At 71.8% G+C, this 16,412-nt stretch carries 14 protein-coding genes; 5 read left to right on the top strand and 9 right to left on the bottom strand.

Annotation, left to right across the window (positions count from 1 at the left end):
• Window positions 1-12: 12 nt before the first annotated feature.
• From whiA to uvrC, 4 genes are read right to left on the bottom strand one after another with little or no spacing between them, the layout of a single operon-like run.
• Complete coding sequence (gene whiA, locus ABT154_RS07130) at window positions 13-1,002, bottom strand: DNA-binding protein WhiA (RefSeq protein WP_017238652.1); 990 nt, start codon at window positions 1,000-1,002, stop codon at window positions 13-15.
• A complete protein-coding gene (locus ABT154_RS07125) occupies window positions 993-2,018 on the bottom strand; it encodes a gluconeogenesis factor YvcK family protein (protein ID WP_317873769.1) in 1,026 nt (341 codons plus the stop codon). The genes whiA and ABT154_RS07125 overlap by 10 nt, the downstream gene beginning before the upstream one ends.
• Window positions 2,015-3,022, bottom strand: coding sequence for an RNase adapter RapZ (gene rapZ / locus ABT154_RS07120; RefSeq protein WP_351853879.1), 1,008 nt, complete (start codon window positions 3,020-3,022; stop codon window positions 2,015-2,017). Before rapZ ends, ABT154_RS07125 begins: the two co-directional genes overlap by 4 nt.
• Window positions 3,019-5,022: an excinuclease ABC subunit UvrC gene (gene uvrC, locus ABT154_RS07115; protein ID WP_351853878.1), complete on the bottom strand. Its 2,004-nt coding sequence runs from the start codon at window positions 5,020-5,022 to the stop codon at window positions 3,019-3,021. The genes rapZ and uvrC overlap by 4 nt, the downstream gene beginning before the upstream one ends.
• Before the next feature lie 58 nt (window positions 5,023-5,080).
• Between uvrC and ABT154_RS07110 the strand changes: the two genes are divergently transcribed.
• Window positions 5,081-5,833, top strand: coding sequence for an SDR family NAD(P)-dependent oxidoreductase (locus ABT154_RS07110; protein ID WP_351853875.1), 753 nt, complete (start codon window positions 5,081-5,083; stop codon window positions 5,831-5,833).
• Between the two features lie 158 nt (window positions 5,834-5,991).
• Here the strand turns inward: ABT154_RS07110 and ABT154_RS07105 are convergent, their stop codons facing one another.
• Together ABT154_RS07105 and ABT154_RS07100 are read right to left on the bottom strand one after the other, a co-directional pair.
• On the bottom strand, window positions 5,992-6,780 hold the full coding sequence (locus ABT154_RS07105; RefSeq protein WP_502969464.1) for a hypothetical protein: 789 nt from the start codon (window positions 6,778-6,780) through the stop codon (window positions 5,992-5,994).
• Window positions 6,781-6,785: 5 nt separating this feature from the next.
• Entirely contained in the window at window positions 6,786-7,373 is a 588-nt protein-coding gene (locus ABT154_RS07100) for a papain-like cysteine protease family protein (RefSeq protein ID WP_351853870.1), read from the bottom strand.
• A gap of 266 nt (window positions 7,374-7,639) precedes the next feature.
• Between ABT154_RS07100 and ABT154_RS07095 the strand changes: the two genes are divergently transcribed.
• Window positions 7,640-8,569 carry a hypothetical protein gene (locus tag ABT154_RS07095; RefSeq protein WP_351853868.1) on the top strand — a complete coding sequence of 310 codons (930 nt, stop codon included), beginning with the start codon at window positions 7,640-7,642 and terminating at the stop codon, window positions 8,567-8,569.
• Window positions 8,570-8,637: 68 nt separating this feature from the next.
• Here the strand turns inward: ABT154_RS07095 and ABT154_RS07090 are convergent, their stop codons facing one another.
• Both ABT154_RS07090 and uvrA read right to left on the bottom strand, forming a co-directional pair.
• Window positions 8,638-9,075, bottom strand: coding sequence for a Rieske (2Fe-2S) protein (locus ABT154_RS07090; RefSeq protein ID WP_351853866.1), 438 nt, complete (start codon window positions 9,073-9,075; stop codon window positions 8,638-8,640).
• A 194-nt stretch (window positions 9,076-9,269) separates the two neighbouring features.
• Window positions 9,270-12,314 carry an excinuclease ABC subunit UvrA gene (gene uvrA, locus ABT154_RS07085; protein WP_351853863.1) on the bottom strand — a complete coding sequence of 1,015 codons (3,045 nt, stop codon included), beginning with the start codon at window positions 12,312-12,314 and terminating at the stop codon, window positions 9,270-9,272.
• Between the two features lie 168 nt (window positions 12,315-12,482).
• Here uvrA and ABT154_RS07080 point away from each other — a divergent pair, with 168 nt between their 5' ends.
• The 3 genes from ABT154_RS07080 to ABT154_RS07070 all read left to right on the top strand — a co-directional run bounded on the left by ABT154_RS07080 (window position 12,483) and on the right by ABT154_RS07070 (window position 15,265).
• A complete protein-coding gene (locus ABT154_RS07080) occupies window positions 12,483-13,166 on the top strand; it encodes a maleylpyruvate isomerase family mycothiol-dependent enzyme (RefSeq protein WP_351853861.1) in 684 nt (227 codons plus the stop codon).
• A 35-nt stretch (window positions 13,167-13,201) separates the two neighbouring features.
• Complete coding sequence (locus tag ABT154_RS07075; protein ID WP_351853858.1) at window positions 13,202-13,858, top strand: MBL fold metallo-hydrolase; 657 nt, start codon at window positions 13,202-13,204, stop codon at window positions 13,856-13,858.
• A gap of 120 nt (window positions 13,859-13,978) precedes the next feature.
• A complete protein-coding gene (locus ABT154_RS07070) occupies window positions 13,979-15,265 on the top strand; it encodes an MFS transporter (protein WP_351853855.1) in 1,287 nt (428 codons plus the stop codon).
• Window positions 15,266-15,329: 64 nt separating this feature from the next.
• Here ABT154_RS07070 and ABT154_RS07065 read toward each other — a convergent pair whose 3' ends face one another.
• Window positions 15,330-16,337 (bottom strand): TerC/Alx family metal homeostasis membrane protein, encoded by a 1,008-nt coding sequence (locus ABT154_RS07065; protein ID WP_351853853.1) that lies wholly within the window; start codon window positions 16,335-16,337, stop codon window positions 15,330-15,332.
• Between the last annotated feature and the right edge of the window lie 75 nt (window positions 16,338-16,412).

The raw sequence follows: 16,412 nt of genomic DNA, 5'->3' as shown, positions 1-16,412 counted from the left end.
GCGGGGAGGAGGTCAGCCGACCAGGCTGTCGTCGAGCTCCTCGGTCAGGTTGGACTCGGTCCCGGGAATGCCCAGGTCCTGCGCCCGCTTGTCGGCCATCGCGAGCAGCCGGCGGATCCGCCCGGCCACCGCGTCCTTCGTCAGCGGCGGGTCGGCGAGCGCGCCCAGCTCCTCCAGGGAGGCCTGCTTGTGCTCCATGCGGAGCCGGCCGGCCGCCGCGAGGTGCTCGGGCACCTCCTCGGCGAGGATCTCCAGCGCGCGCTGCACCCGGGCCCCGGCGGCCACCGCGGCGCGGGCCGAGCGGCGCAGGTTGGCGTCGTCGAAGTTGGCCAGGCGGTTGGCGGTGGCGCGGACCTCGCGCCGCATCCGCCGCTCCTCCCAGGCGAGCACCGACTCGTGCGCGCCGAGCCGGGTGAGGAGGGCGCCGATCGCGTCGCCGTCGCGGACGACGACCCGGTCCACCCCCCGCACCTCACGGGCCTTCGCCGCGATGGAGAGCCGGCGCGCCGCGCCGACCAGGGCGAGCGCGGCCTCCGGGCCGGGGCAGGTCACCTCAAGGGAGGAGGACCGGCCGGGCTCGGTCAGCGAACCGTGGGCGAGGAACGCACCCCGCCAGGCCGCCTCCGCGTCGCAGGTGGCCCCGGAGACCACCTGCGGGGGAAGGCCCCGGATGGGGCGCCCCCGGCCGTCGACCAGTCCCGTCTGCCGGGCCAGCTGGTCTCCCCCGGCCACCACCCGCACCACGAAGCGCGAACCGCGCCGCAGACCGCCGGGGGCCATCACGATCAGCTCCGAGCTGTGCCCGAAGATCTCCAGGATGTCCCGCTTGAGGCGGCGGGCCGCCATCGCGGTGTCGAGCTCCGCCTCGATCACGATGCGGCCGCTCACCAGGTGCAGACCGCCCGCGAACCGCAGGATCGACGAGACCTCTGCCTTCCTGCAGCAGGTCCGGGTGACGGGAAGCCGGGAGATCTCGTCCTTCACCGCTGCCGTCATCGCCATGGGCCGATCCTTCCATGCATCCGAAAAATACGGTCGTACGCGGCGGCCAACAGCTCCGGGTCATGCTTCGCGGAGCCGTCGGGCCCGGCCACCGGCGCCAGCTCGACCGCGGCGCCGAGCCGCTTGGCGGCATCGGCGAGGGATTCGCGGTCGGGCACGGCGGCCTCGTCGGCCAGCACCACGTCCAGGGCGAGTTTAGGGGCGTGTCGTCCCAAAACCTCCAAATGACGCTGCGGGGAGAAGCCCTCGGTTTCTCCGGGCTGCGGCGCGAGGTTCAGCGAGAGCACCTTCCGGGCCCTCGTCTCGGCCAGGGCGTCCAGCAGTTCGGGGACGAGCAGATGCGGGATCACCGAGGAGAACCAGGAGCCGGGACCGAGGACCACCCAGTCCGCGTCGAGGACCGCCTCGACCGCCTCGGGCACCGCCGGCGGGTCGTGCGGCACGAGGTGCACCGACTGCACCTCGCCCGGCGTGAGGGCCACGGTCGCCTGCCCGCACACGGTGTCCACGTCCTCCGGCCGCTCCGGGTCGTGCCCCTTGACCAGGGCCTGGAGCTCCAGGGGTACGGCGGACATGGGCAGCACCCGGCCCTGGGCGCCGAGCAGCCGGCCGACCAGGTCCAGGGCCTGCACGGGGTCGCCGAGCTGCTCCCAGAGGGCGACGATCAGCAGGTTGCCGACGGCGTGGCCGTTGATCTCGCCCTTGGACTGGAAGCGGTGCTGGATGACCCGGGCCCAGGTCTGACCCCAGTCGTCGTCCCCGCAGAGCGCGGCGAGCGCCTTGCGCAGGTCACCGGGGGGCAGCACGCCCAGCTCCTCGCGGAGCCGGCCGCTGGAGCCCCCGTCGTCGGCCACGGTGACGACGGCCGTGAGGTCGCCGGTGATCCGGCGGAGGGCGGCGAGGGAGGCCGACAGGCCCATGCCGCCGCCCAGTGCGACCACCTTGGGCTGGGCGCCGCGTCTGCGGAGCGCGCGCCGCACCGTGAGGGTGGAGCCACGCCGACGGGTCGGCCTCACTCGCGCCCCATGTCCCGGTGCACGACGACGGTCTCGACCCCTTCGGCGGCGATGCGGGCGGCGAGCCGCTCGGCGGTGGCCACGGAGCGGTGCTTGCCGCCGGTGCAGCCCACGGCGATGGTCACGTACCGCTTGCCCTCGCGGCGGTAGCCCGCGGCGATCAGCTGGAGCAGCTCGGTGTAGCGGTCGAGGAACTCCTTGGCGCCGGGCTGGTTGTAGACGTAGTTCGACACCTCCTCATTGAGGCCGGTGAAGGGGCGCAGCTCGGGGACCCAGTGCGGGTTGGGCAGGAAGCGCATGTCGACGACGAGGTCGGCGTCGACCGGCAGGCCGTACTTGAAGCCGAAGGACATGACGGTGGCCCGCAGCTCGGGCTCCTCGTCGCCGGCGAACTGGGCGTCCATCTTGGCGCGCAGCTCGTGGACGTTGAGGCTGGAGGTGTCGATGACCAGGTCGGCGTCGCCGCGCAGCTCGCGCAGCAGGTCGCGCTCGGCGGCGATGCCGTCGGTGATGCGGCCGTCGCCCTGGAGCGGGTGCGGCCTGCGGACCGACTCGAAGCGCCGGACGAGGGCGTCGTCGGACGACTCCAGGAAGACGATCCGGCGGGTGACCTGCTTGGCGTCCAGGTCGGCGAGGGACTCGCGGAGGTTGTCGAAGAACTGCCGGCCGCGGACGTCGACGACGACCGCGATCCGGGCGACATTGCCCTGGGAGCGGGCGCCGAGCTCCACCATGGTGGGGATCAGCGCGGGCGGCAGGTTGTCGACGACGAACCAGCCGAGGTCCTCCAGGCACTTCGCCGCGGTGGACCGGCCCGCTCCGGACATGCCGGAGATGATCACCAGCTCGGGAATGGCCGCCTCGGCGCCGTTGTCGCCGGGGGTCTCCTTCGTGCCCGTACTCACGTGTCCTGCTCCGTCTTCTCGGTCGTGCTCGTGGTGCTCGTCCCGCGGGTCCTTCCGGTCCTGCTGGTCGTGCGGGTCCTGCTGTCCGTGCGCGGTCATGCCGTGCCGCCCCCGTCGTCTTCCATGATCTCTCCTGTCGCCGTGTTCACGGCGGGTGCCGCCGGGCCCGCCTGGGCGAGGGCCACGACGACCGCCTCCGCGGTCTTCCGGCCCATGCCGGGGACCTCGCAGATCTGCTCGATTGTCGCCTGCCGGAGCCGCTTCACCGAGCCGAAATGCTTGACCAACGCCTGTTTCCGTGTCTCGCCCAGTCCGGGGACGGCGTCGAGAGGGCTGGTCCGGATACGTTTCGTCCGCTTGGACCGCTGGTAGCGGATGGCGAAGTCGTGAGCCGTGTCACGTACCCGCTGGAGGAGGTACAGGCCCTCGCTGGAGCGGGGCAGCACCACCGGGTCGTCATCGCCGGGCAGCCAGACCTCCTCCAGGCGTTTGGCGAGCCCGCAGACCGCGATGTCGTCGATCCCCAACTCGTCGAGGGCCCGCCGGGCCGCCGCGACCTGCGGCTGCCCGCCGTCGACCACGACGAGCTGCGGCGGGTACGCGAAGCGCCGGGGCCGCCCGGCCTCGTCCGGGTCCTCGACGACGCCCTCGGCGTCCCACTCCCCCGTCTTCTCCTTCTCCAGGAGATAGCGGCGGAAGCGGCGGCTGATCACCTCGTGCATGGACCGGACGTCGTCCTGCCCCTCGCCGTGCCAGACCTGTGTGTCTCCGACCCGGCCCTTGATCTGGAAGCGGCGGTACTCGCTCTTGCGGGGCAGCCCGTCCTCGAAGACCACCATCGAGGCCACCACGTCCTCGCCCTGGAGGTGCGAGATGTCGAAGCACTCGATCCGCAGCGGCGCCGAGTCCAGGTCCAGGGCCTCGGCGATCTCCTCCAGGGCCCGGGAGCGGGTGGTCAGGTCGCTGGCGCGCTTCGTCTTGTGCAGCACGAGCGCCTGCTGGGCGTTGCGCGCGACGGTCTCCATCAGGTCCTTCTTGTCGCCGCGCTGCGGGATCCGCAGCGAGACGCCGGACCCGCGGCGGCCGGCCAGCCAGGCGCTCACGGACTCCGCGTCCTCGGGCAGCGCGGGGACCAGGACCTCCTTGGGGACCGTGTCGCCGGTCTCCTCGCCGTACAACTGCTGGAGGGCGTGCTCGACGAGCCCGGCGGTGTCGACGGCCTCGACCTTGTCGGTGACCCAGCCGCGCTGGCCCCGGACGCGTCCACCGCGCACGTGGAAGATCTGCACGGCGGCCTCCAGCTCGTCCTCGGCGAGGGCGATCAGGTCGGCGTCCGTGGCGTCGGCCAGCACCACCGCGTTCTTCTCCATCGCGCGGCGCAGGGCCTCTATGTCGTCGCGGAGCCGGGCCGCCTTCTCGTACTCCATGTCCTCGGCCGCGAGCATCATCTGCTTCTCCAGCCGGCGGATGTACGTCCCGGTGCGGCCGGCCATGAAGTCGCTGAACTCCTCGGCCAGTTCGCGGTGCTCCTCCGGGGTGACCCGGCCGACGCAGGGCGCCGAGCACTTGCCGATGTAGCCGAGGAGGCAGGGGCGGCCGGCCGACGCGGCGTTCCTGAAGACGCCCGCGGAGCAGGTCCGCACCGGGAAGACCCGCAGCATCAGGTCGACGGTCTCGCGGATCGCCCACGCGTGCGCGTACGGCCCGAAGTAGCGGACGCCCTTCTTCTTGTGGCCGCGCATGACCTGGACGCGGGGGAACTCCTCGTTCATGGTCACCGCGAGGTACGGGTAGCTCTTGTCGTCCCGGTACTTGACGTTGAACCGGGGGTCGTACTCCTTGATCCAGGAGTACTCCAGCTGGAGCGCCTCGACCTCGGTCGACACGACGGTCCACTCCACCGAGGCGGCCGTGGTCACCATGGTCGCCGTGCGCGGGTGCAGGCTCGTGAGCGGCTGGAAGTAGTTCGCCAGCCGCTGACGCAGGGACTTCGCCTTCCCCACGTAGATCACCCGGCGGTGCTCGTCGCGGAACTTGTAGACCCCCGGGGAGTCGGGGATCTGACCCGGCTTGGGGCGGTAGCTGGAGGGGTCTGCCATGCTCCCCACCCTACTTGCGGGCACCGACACTCCAGCCTCGCGCGCTCGTTGGCGAAGCATGGCGAATCAGGTGACAGGACGGCTGGCGGACCGGGTGTGTGTGATCACGGGCGCGGCGAGCGGGATCGGGCGGGCGACGGCGGAACGGTTCCTCGGCGAGGGGGCGCGGGTCGTCGCCGCCGACCTCGACGGGGAGCGGCTCGCGACACTGGAAGGGGTGGTACCGGTCGTCGGCGACGTCTCCCGGGAGGACGACGCACGGCGGATGATCTCCACGGCGGTGGACCGCTTCGGGCGGCTGGACGTCCTGGTGGCGAACGCGGGGGTGATCCCGCTGCTCTCCGTCACGGAGGCGGAGGCGTCGGACTTCGACGCGGTGATGGCCGTGGACGGCCGTGGCATGTTCCTGACCTGCAAGTACGCGATCGAGGCGATGCTCGTCTCCGGTGGCGGCTCGATCGTGTGCACCTCGTCGATCTCGGGCGTGGCCGGACAGGCCCGGCAGGCGGTCCACGGCCCCGCGAAGTTCGTGGCCACCGGGCTGACGAAGCACCTGGCGGTGGAGTGGGCGGAGCACGGGATCCGGGTGAACGCGGTGGCGCCGGGCACGATCGAGACGGAACGCGTCGCCGCGGCGCGCGAGGAGCCCGGCGGCCCGGAGTACCTGGCGGAGATCGTCCGCGCCCACCCGATGGGCCGCTTCGGCACACCGGGGGAGGTGGCGTCGGCGATCCTCTTCCTGTCGTCCCCGGAAGCGTCCTTCATCACGGGCACGATCCTGCCGGTGGACGGCGGGTACTTGGCCCGCTGACCGGGCGGGCAGCGGGGGGCTGGGCCCGACGGCCGGTGCGGGCCGCCCCCGCCCACCGCCGTGTGCCCTGGCGGGGGGCGCGGCCCACAACGGGGCGGGGAGCAGCCCGCGACGCGGCGTCCGCGGTGCGGCGGGGGCGGGCCGCAGACGCCGCCCGCTCAGTTCGCCCTGCGTCTCCGTATCGTCGCCGTCGCCCCGAGACCGAGCACCAGCACCGCCCCGGCCCCGGCCCCGGCCACCGTCGCCGTGTTCATGACCGCCGGCCGCTCATCCCCGGCCGTCACCACACCCGGCCGAGGCCCCGCGCCCCGCTCCCCCGGCGCATACCCGCCCGCCGCCCCCTTCCTCGCGTAGGCCGAGCCCGGGAGCTTGTCGCCGTACGCCCGGGCGACCCGCTCCCGGTACGCGCCGAGGCTCGTCCCGCTCCGCCCGACCGCCCGTACCGCGTCCTCGTCCAGCGGCAGCACCTTCGCTCCCTTCTGGACGTACCACGCGTCGATCTGCGGCTCGCGGAACACCAGCCCGCCGCCGCCCATCTCCGCGTAGCGGACCTCGTCGTCGCCGGTGGCGATGTTCACCACCTGCCAGCCGCCGCCCGGCTGCTTCACCGTCCACAGCGAGGCCTTCTGCCCGTCCGAGGACACGGCCCGGCTGGCCCGGAACTCGACGCGGGCGACCGGCGCCCCCGCCTTCCCGGCGACGAAGTCCGGGGAGAGGATCCGTACCGGCACCGAGGCGCCCTCGACGCGCGGCGCAGCCGCCGAGCGGGCGACGGCCCCGTCGCGGGCGAAGAACCGGGACAGCGTGTCCAGGGTCCCCGGCGCGGAGGCGGCCCGTTCGGGGGTGGCCGCCGACGGCAGCGCCTCGGCCGCGTCGGCGGGCAGCGCCCCGAGGAGGACGAGGGCGGCGGTGGCGAGGAGCCCCGCTCCCATGGCACGTGCGTTCATCGTCGTCACGCCCCGATCCGGTAGAGCGAGTGGGTCCAGGAGAAGGAGCTGTTGTTGACGTACCAGGCGTGCGAGGCCCAGTTGTAGCGGTTGCTGGAGGGCCAGGGGTCGCCCCAGTAGACCCAGCTGTTCGCGTCGTCGTAGCCGTGGATCACATGCATGTGGCCGCCGCCGGCGGCCCACTGGATGCGGGTCTCGACGGGCCGGTCGGCGTTGATCTCGGTCTGGAGCGTCGCGTACCGCAGCCAGCCGGTCACGTACGAGCCCGGGCTGACGCCCGCCCAGCTCAGCCCGGTCTGGACGTTGCCGAGGGTGGCCTGGTCGTTGGGGCACTCGTAGCCCTGCTGCCGGTTGAAGGCGGCGTTGCAGAACTGGTTCTGGCTGTAGTTCCGGCCGAACCAGGTGGCGATCGTGTTGCCGCCGGCGGCCCAGCACCAGTTGGTCTTCTGCTGGGCCTGCATGGTGATGTTCAGCCGCTTGGAGCCGAGCGCGGCGGCGTCCTCGCCGGCGGGTGCGGCGGAGGCGGAGGTGGTGGGGACGAGGAAGAGGGCGGCTGCGGCGAGTGCCGCGAGGTTCAGCCTTCTGGTGCGCATCGCGTTCCTCCCTGGGACGGGGGGTGTGGGGATGTGGGGAGTGGGGGGGTGGGGGGTGGGGGGGTGGGGTGGAGGAGCGCGTCCGGACGCTGGTCAGGAGCATCTGCCGTTGTCCGTATCCGGTCAACACGCTTCAATGCGGGGTGACATCGGACTGTGAACGGTGTGTCCCGGGTGTGAACGGACGCCCTCGGCCCACCTGCCCGCCCACCCCGCGCGGTGCGACGGTCCGCGCCCCCGTCGTGAACGTTCACTGAGGAGTCCTCGTGAGCCACACCGAGGCCGATCTCGTGCAGCTGCTGCACACCGGCCCCTTCCATCTGGCGCTGCGCACCGCGCTCGCCGTGCGCGGGCTGCCGCTCCAGCGGGTCCAGCACCATCTGGCGCACCGGGGCGTCAAGGTCGGGGTGACGAGTCTGAGCTACTGGCAGCAGGGCGCCCGCCGCCCGCAGCGCCCGGAGTCCCTGAAGGCGGTCCGCGCCCTGGAGGAGGTGCTCCAACTGCCCGGGAACTCGCTGCTGCGGCTGCTCACGGAGGACGCCTCCGCACGGTCCGAGGTGGAGCGCCCGGCGGCCCGCTCGTACCGCTCCCTCGTGGAGGCCTCCGGCTCGGTCGAGGAGCTGCTCGCGGACCTGGAGTCACCGACGGACGGCGGGCTGCACACGGTGGGGCACCACGAGCGGGTACGGATCGGGGCGGGCCGGGAGCTGGTGGAGCGCGAGTCGCAGCACGTGGTGCGGGCGCACCGGGACGGGGTGGACCGCTATCTGGCCATCCACCACGGGGACCCGGGCTGCGACCCGTCGCGGGTGGCGGTGCGGGCGCTGGAGAACTGTCGTACCGGGCGGGTGCGGTGGCACACGGGGACGGGGGTGCTGGTCGCGGAGCTGCTCTTCGACGCGCGGCTGCGGGCCGGGGACACGTACCTCTTCTCGTACGGGTTCGAGGACGGTACGGCGGGCCCGAGCGGGGAGTACGTGCGCGGGTTCAGCTTCGCGGGCGGGCAGTACGTGCTGCAGGTGCGCTTCGACGAGGCGGCGCTGCCGGTACGGTGCCGGCGGTTCGCTCAGGCCTCGGCGGGTGCGCCGCGCGGCGGCCGTGCGGAGCTGACGCTGAGCGGCCGGCACCGCACGGTGCACCTCGTGGAACAGGGCGTACGCCCGGGAATCCTGGGGGTCGACTGGGACTGGACCTGAGCCGGGCCCGTCCCGAAGGGTCCCGGCTCGGGCGGGCCGGGGGTCCCGGCTCGGCCCGGGGCCCCGTCTCAGGCCTTGGGCGCGGCCTCCGGGCCGGCGACCAGCTTGCCGCCCTCGACGCGGATCGGGACCTCGGGGAGCGGAACGGTGGCCGGGCCGCGGAGCGCCTTGCCGGTCGTCACGTCGAAGCGGCTGCCGTGGCAGGGGCAGTTGCCCTCGTTCTCCTCGACCTTGTCCAGGACGCAGCCGGCGTGGGTGCACTGGGCGCTGAACGCCTTGTACTGGCCCTTGGCCGGGCAGCTCACCACGAGGCGCTGCTCACGGTAGAGCTTGGAGCCGCCGACCGGGATCTCGTCCGGGGCGCCGAGAGCGACCGGCGCGGTCGGGGTCGGCACCCCGGCGTGGCCGAGCTTGGACTCGGTGGAGCAGGCGGCGACTCCCAGCCCGGCCGCACCTGCGAGGGCGGCGCCTTTCAGGACGGTACGGCGGCTGGACTGGCCGGACATGTGCGCTCCACGGTGGATCGGGGCAAGGCGTGACCGAACCGACGATACCGGCGCGGCTTCCGACACCGACCTCCGGGCCCGGGCTGGATACCCGGGGTGGGGCCGGAGGCGGGGCCCCGGCCGGACGGCAGGCCCCCGGAGTTCCGGTCGGGCCCGGACGGCAGGCCCCCCTCCCGGGGGCCCTGCCGTCGACGTCAGGCCTTGCGGGCCCGGGTCGTCGCCTTCTTCGCGGCGGCCTTCGTCGCGGTCGCCTTCGTGGCCGTCCTCTTCGCCGGAGTGGCGGCCTTGGTCGCGGCCTTGGTGGCGGCGGCCTTCTTGGCCGGGGCCGTCTTCCTCGCCGCCGCCTTCTTCGCCCCGCGCGCCGCCGGTACCGCCCCGCCCGCGTCGCTGACCCGGTCCGCGTCCAGGATCTCGCGGAGGAACTTGCCGGTGTGGCTGGTCGAGACCGAGGCGACCTCCTCGGGCGTGCCCTCGGCGACGACCAGGCCGCCGCCGTTGCCGCCCTCGGGGCCCATGTCGATGAGCCAGTCGGCGGTCTTGATGACATCGAGGTTGTGCTCGATGACGATCACCGAGTTGCCCTTGTCGACCAGACCGGAGAGGACCTTGATCAGCTTCGAGATGTCGTCGAAGTGCAGACCGGTGGTCGGCTCGTCCAGGACGTAGACCGTGCGGCCCGTCGACCGCTTCTGGAGCTCGGAGGCCAGCTTGACGCGCTGCGCCTCACCTCCGGAGAGCGTCGGCGCGGACTGCCCGAGCCGTACGTACCCGAGTCCGACCTCGTTGAGCGTGCGCAGATGGCGCGCGATGGTCGGGACGGCCTCGAAGAAGTCGAGGGCCTCCTCGATCGGCATGTTCAGGACTTCGGCGATGGACTTGCCCTTGTAGTGGACCTCCAGGGTCTCCCGGTTGTACCGGTCGCCGTGGCAGACCTCGCACGGGACGTAGACGTCCGGGAGGAAGTTCATCTCGATCTTGATCGTGCCGTCGCCGGAGCAGTTCTCGCAGCGTCCGCCCTTCACGTTGAAGGAGAACCGGCCGGGCAGGTAGCCCCGGACCTTGGCCTCCATCGTCTCGGCGAAGAGCTTGCGGACGTGGTCGAAGACGCCGGTGTACGTCGCCGGGTTCGACCGGGGGGTGCGGCCGATCGGGGACTGGTCGACGTGCACGACCTTGTCGACGAGGTCGTCGCCGGCCACCCGCGTGTGCCGGCCGGGCACCGACTTGGCGCCGTTCAGCTCGCGCGCCAGGTGGGTGTAGAGGATGTCGTTGACCAGGGTCGACTTGCCGGAGCCGGAGACGCCGGTGACGGCGGTGAGGACGCCCAGCGGGAAGGACACGTCGATGTCCCGCAGGTTGTTCTCGCGCGCCCCGTGCACGGTGAGCCGGCGTCCGGGGTCGACCGGGCGGCGGATGTCCGGGGTGGGGATCGCGCGGCGGCCGGACAGGTACTGCCCGGTGATCGACTCCTCGTTGGCGAGGAGCTCCTTCATCGTGCCGGAGTGGACGACCCTGCCGCCGTGCTCACCGGCGCCGGGGCCGATGTCGACGACCCAGTCGGCGACCTTGATGGTGTCCTCGTCGTGCTCGACGACGATGAGCGTGTTGCCCATGTCCCGGAGCCGTACGAGGGTCTCGATGAGCCGGTGGTTGTCGCGCTGGTGGAGGCCGATGGACGGCTCGTCCAGCACGTACAGCACGCCGACCAGGCCGGAGCCGATCTGGGTGGCGAGCCGGATGCGCTGGGCCTCGCCGCCGGAGAGGGTGCCGGCCGCGCGGTTGAGCGAGAGGTAGTCGAGGCCGACGTCGACGAGGAAGCGCAGCCGCTCGTTGACCTCCTTGAGGACCCGCTCGGCGATCTGCTTGTCCCGGGCGTTGAGCGTGAGGCGGGAGAGGAACTCGGCGCAGTCGCTGATGGACATCGCGGAGACCTCGGCGATGGACCGGTCCATGACCGTGACCGCGAGGACGATCGGCTTGAGGCGGGTGCCCTCGCAGGTGGGGCAGGGCACCTCCCGCATGTAGCCCTCGAAGCGCTCGCGGCTGGAGTCGCTCTCGGCCTCGGTGTGGCGCCGCTTGACGAAGGAGACGGCGCCTTCGAAGGCCGGGGTGGTGTACGCCCGCTCCCGTCCGTACCGGTTGCGGTAGCGGACCTCGACCTGGGTCTTGTGGCCGTGCATCAGCGCCTTCTTGGCGCGCTGCGGAAGTCCCGCGTACGGGATGTCCGTGCGGAAGCCGAGGGCCTGGGAGAGGCCGCCGATGAGCCGGCCGAAGTACTCCTTGGTGTGGCCGTGCGACCAGGGGTGGATGGCGCCCTCGTCGAGCGACTTGTCCTCGTCGGGGACGATCAGCTCGGGGTCGACCTCCATGCGGGTGCCGATGCCGGTGCAGTCGGGGCAGGCGCCGAAGGGCGAGTTGAAGGAGAAGGAGCGCGGTTCCAGCTCCTCGAAGGACAGGTCGTCGTACGGGCAGTAGAGGTGCTCCGAGTACATCCGCTCGCGCTCGGGGTCGTCCTCGGGGAGGTCGACGAAGTCGAGCACGACCATGCCGCCTGAGAGTCCGAGGGCGGTCTCGACGGAGTCGGTGAGCCGGCGCTTGGCGCCGTCCTTCACGGTCAGGCGGTCGACGACCACCTCGATCGTGTGCTTCTCCTGCTTCTTCAGCGTCGGCGGTTCGCTCAGCTGTACGGTCACGCCGTCGACGCGGGCACGGCTGTAGCCCTTGGTCTGGAGGTCGGCGAAGAGGTCGACGAACTCTCCCTTGCGCTCGCGCACCAGCGGGGACAGCACCTGGAAGCGACTGCCCTCGGGGAGCTCCAGGACCTTGTCGACGATGGCTTGCGGGGACTGGCGGGAGATCGGTCGGCGGCACTCGGGACAGTGCGGCTTGCCGATGCGGGCGAAGAGCAGCCGGAGGTAGTCGTAGACCTCCGTGATGGTGCCGACCGTGGAGCGCGGGTTGCGCGAGGTCGACTTCTGGTCGATGGAGACGGCGGGCGACAGACCTTCGATGAAGTCGACGTCCGGCTTGTCCATCTGGCCGAGGAACTGCCGGGCGTAGGAGGAGAGCGACTCGACGTAGCGGCGCTGCCCCTCGGCGAAGATCGTGTCGAACGCGAGGGAGGACTTGCCCGACCCCGAGAGCCCGGTGAAGACGATCAGGGAGTCGCGCGGAAGGTCGAGCGAGACGTTCTTGAGGTTGTGCTCACGAGCGCCACGGACGATGAGACGGTCGGCCACGCCGGTCCGCACCTTTCTTCAGAGAGCGGATGTGCCTGAACACCCAACAACTCAAGGATGCCGGATGCTTCCATCGAGCCTATAGCACGCACATTCGATTTCCGGCGTCCCGGAGACCTCTTCACCCGGACGAGTGGCGACTCCCCGGCTGGCACTAGGGTCGGCGCCATGATCGACCACGAAAGCGACCTCGCCCACGTCCACGAGGCGACCGCACGACTGCTGAACGCCGCCGCTTCCCTTGACAACGCGGCGGTGGCCGAGCCGTCACGGCTGCCCGGCTGGACACGTGGCCATGTGCTCGCCCACGTCGCCCGCAACGCCGACGCCCTCGTGAACGTCCTCAAGGGCCTCCCCATGTACCCCGACGCCGCGACCCGCGACTCCGACATCGAGCGCGACTCCGGCCGCCCGCTCGACGTCCAGCTCGCCGACGTGCGCGCGACCGCCGACCGCTTCGCGGCCGTGGGCGCCGAGCCCGCCGACTGGAGCCGCACGGTCGAGCTCCGCAACGGCGTCACCGACAGCGCCTCCCGCATCCCCTTCCGCCGCTGGGTGGAGGTCGACCTGCACCACGTCGACCTGGGCGTCGGCTACGAGCTGGAGGACCTGCCGGAGGAGTTCGTACAGCGCGAGATCGACTTCCTCACCGAGCGCTTCGCCGGCCTGGAGAGCGTCCCGGAGACCGTCCTGCGGGCCACCGACGGGCGGGGCTGGACGACCGGCGGCACGTCCGGCGGCGTCGCCGTCATGGGCCCGGCCACCGAGCTGCTCGGCTGGCTCTCCGGGCGCCGTGACGGCTCCGCCCTCACCACCGAGGGCGGCCCGCTGCCGGTGCTCCCCGCGCTGTAGCCCCCGCTGTCACTCCCCGGGGCTAGTCTGAGCCCATGACGTACAGCGGAGTGGTGAAGGTCGGCGGACCTGCGGACGTGCACGAGCTGACGGACCTGATGATCTCGAAGGTCGCGGTCGGCCCGATGGACAACAACGCGTACCTGCTGCGCTGCCGGGCCACCGGCGAGCAGCTGCTGATCGACGCCGCCAACGACGCGGCCACGCTCCTCACGCTGATCGGTGACGACGGCATCAAGGCCGTCGTCACCACCCACCGGCACGGCGACCACTGGCAGGCGCTCGCCGAGGTCGTCGCCGCGACCGGCGCCGTGACCTACGCCGGCGCGTACGACATGGAGGGCATCCCGGTGGCGACCGACGTGTCCGTCGAGGACGGCGACACGATCCGGGTGGGGCGCGTCGAGCTGACCGCACGCCGTCTGGTGGGGCACACCCCGGGCTCGATCGCCCTCGTCTACGACGACCCGCACGGCCACCCCCACGTCTTCACCGGCGACTGCCTGTTCCCGGGCGGCGTGGGCAACACCTGGAAGGACCCGGAGGCCTTCGCGAGCCTGATCCACGACGTGGAGACCAAGCTCTTCGCGGTCCTGCCCGACGAGTCCTGGGTCTACCCCGGCCACGGCAAGGACACCACGCTCGGTGACGAGCGCCCGTCGCTCGCGGGATGGCGCGAGCGCGGCTGGTGACGGCCGGCGCGCGGCCCCGGAGCTGCGCACCTCCGCACGCCCCCGTAACCGGGACGGCGGCGGGGTAGTTGGCGCGACATGCGCCAAAGTCACCCTCCGTCGCCGCCCGGGACCCCCTCGATGGTCCGGCTCGCCGCCGCCTCGCTCGTCGGCACCGCCATCGAGTTCTTCGACTTCTTCGTCTACGGGACCGCCGCCGCCCTCGTCCTGGGGCCGCTCTTCTTCCCGACCTTCTCCCCGCTCGCCGGGACCCTGGCGGCCTTCGGCACCTTCGCCGCCGGATTCCTGGCCCGTCCGCTGGGCTCGGTCCTCTTCGGTCACATCGGCGACCGGTACGGCCGGCGGCCGGTGCTCTTCGCCTCGCTGCTCCTGACCGGCTGTGCCACGGTCGCGGTCGGCTGCGTCCCCACGTACGCCACGCTCGGCATGGCCGCCCCCGTGCTTCTGCTGCTGCTCCGCTTCCTCCAGGGCCTGGGCCTCGGCGGCGAGTGGGGCGGCGCCGTCCTGCTGACCGCCGAACACGCCCCCGCGCACCGTCGCGCGCTGTGGTCGAGCTTCCCCCAGATCGGCCCGGCGATCGGCTTCCTCCTGGCGAACGGGGTGATGCTGGCTCTCACCGCCGGTCTGAGCGACGCGGAGTTCCGCTCCTGGGGCTGGCGGGTGCCGTTCTGGGCGGCGGGCCTGCTGGCGGCGGCCGGGCTGCTGCTGCGGTCCTCGCTGGCGGAGACCCCGCAGTTCGAGGAGTTGTCCGCGTCCGGCGAGCGCGCGGGCGCCCCGCTGGCCGAGGTCGCCCGCGACCACTGGCGGCTCGTCCTGCTCACGGCGGGGGCGCTGGCCGTCGGGTACGCCATCTTCTACACGGTCTCCACCTGGGCCCTGGCGTACGGCACCGAGCATCTCGGGGTGAGCAGCACGGTGATGCTGACCTGTGTGATGGCGGCGGTGGCGATCAAGGGCGCCGCCACCCCCTTCGTGGCGCTGCTGGCCGACCGCTGGGGCCGCCGGCCGCTCTGCCTCGCGGGATGCGCGGCCTCGGCGCTGTGGATGTTCCCGATGGTGGCGCTGCTGTACACGGCGCGACCGCTGCTGATGTTCCTCGGGTTCCTGGGCTCACTGCTCGCGTTCATCACGATGTTCGCGGTGGTGGCCGCGTATCTGCCGGAGCTGTACGAGCCCCGCGTCCGCTGCACGGGCGCGGCCGTCGGCTACAACCTGGCCGGTGTGCTGGGCGGCGCCCTGACCCCGATCGTCGCGACGACCCTGTCCGACGGCGTCTCCGGTCCACCCTGGGGGGTCGCGGCCTATCTGACCCTGGTCGCGCTCGTCAGCCTCGGCTGCTTCGCGCTGCTCCCGGAGACCCTTCCGGAGCGCCGGGGCGCGGACACGAAGGAGGCGGTGACGGCCTGAGGGCGGGAACGGCGACGGCCGGCCGGGGGAAGTCCCCCGGCCGGCCGTCGCCGTGTGTGCCGCGTCAGGCGCCGATGCTGTCCTTCTCGGCACCGTCGGCGTCGGCCACGCTCTCGGCGGCAGCTCGCTCGGACTGCCTCTTGGAAGCGATCAGGCTGGTGATCGTGGTGACGATCAGGACACCGCCGATGACCGCGAGCGAGAACGGGATGGAGATCTCGGGGACGTGCACCCCGGACTCGTGCAGGGCGTGCAGCACGAGCTTCACACCGATGAATCCGAGGATCACCGACAGGCCGTAGCTGAGGTGGACCAGCTTCCTGAGCAGGCCGCCGATCAGGAAGTACAGCTGACGCAGACCCATGAGGGCGAAGGCGTTGGCCGTGAAGACGATGTACGGGTCCTGGGTGAGGCCGAAGATCGCCGGGATGGAGTCGAGGGCGAAGAGGATGTCGGTGGTGCCGATGGCGAGCATGACGACCATCAGCGGGGTCATGATCCGCTTGCCGTTGTTCCGGATGAACAGCTTGGTGCCGTGGTACCGGTCGGCGACGCCGAACCTCTTCTCGACGGTCTTGAGGAGGCGGTTCTCCTCCCAGTCCTCCTCGTCGTCGTCGGAGCGCGCCTCCTGGATGAGCTTCCAGGCGGTGTAGATCAGGAACGCGCCGAAGATGTAGAAGACCCACGAGAAGCTCGCGATGATCGCGGCGCCGGCGGCGATGAAGATCGCGCGAAGCACCAGGGCGATCAGCACGCCCACGAGCAGCACGCGCTGCTGGAGGTGGGAGGGCACCGAGAACTTCGCCATGATCAGGACGAAGACGAAGAGGTTGTCGACACTCAGCGACTTCTCGGTGATGTAGCCGGCGAAGAACTCTCCGGAGGCCTGGCTGTTGCCGAAGAGCAGCAGGCCGAGCCCGAAGAGGGCGGCGAGCACGATCCAGACGATCGTCCAGATTCCGGCTTCCTTCACCGACACGACATGGGGTTTGCGCCCGATGAAGAAGTCGGCTCCGATGAGGGCACCCAGACCGAGAATGGTCAGCACCCACAGGGTCATTGAAACGTCCACTGCGCCTCCGGCGTCGTACGGCTACTGATCAGCGTCGTCGCTGCCGGAGGTCTCTTCCACCCGGTGACGGACGAT

It is taken from the genome of Streptomyces sp. NPDC001728 (genome assembly GCF_040297565.1).
In the GTDB taxonomy this organism is placed as follows: Bacteria; Actinomycetota; Actinomycetes; order Streptomycetales; family Streptomycetaceae; genus Streptomyces.
Note: the sequence above shows the minus strand (reverse complement) of the source record. Positions and strands in the feature narration are given on the sequence as shown.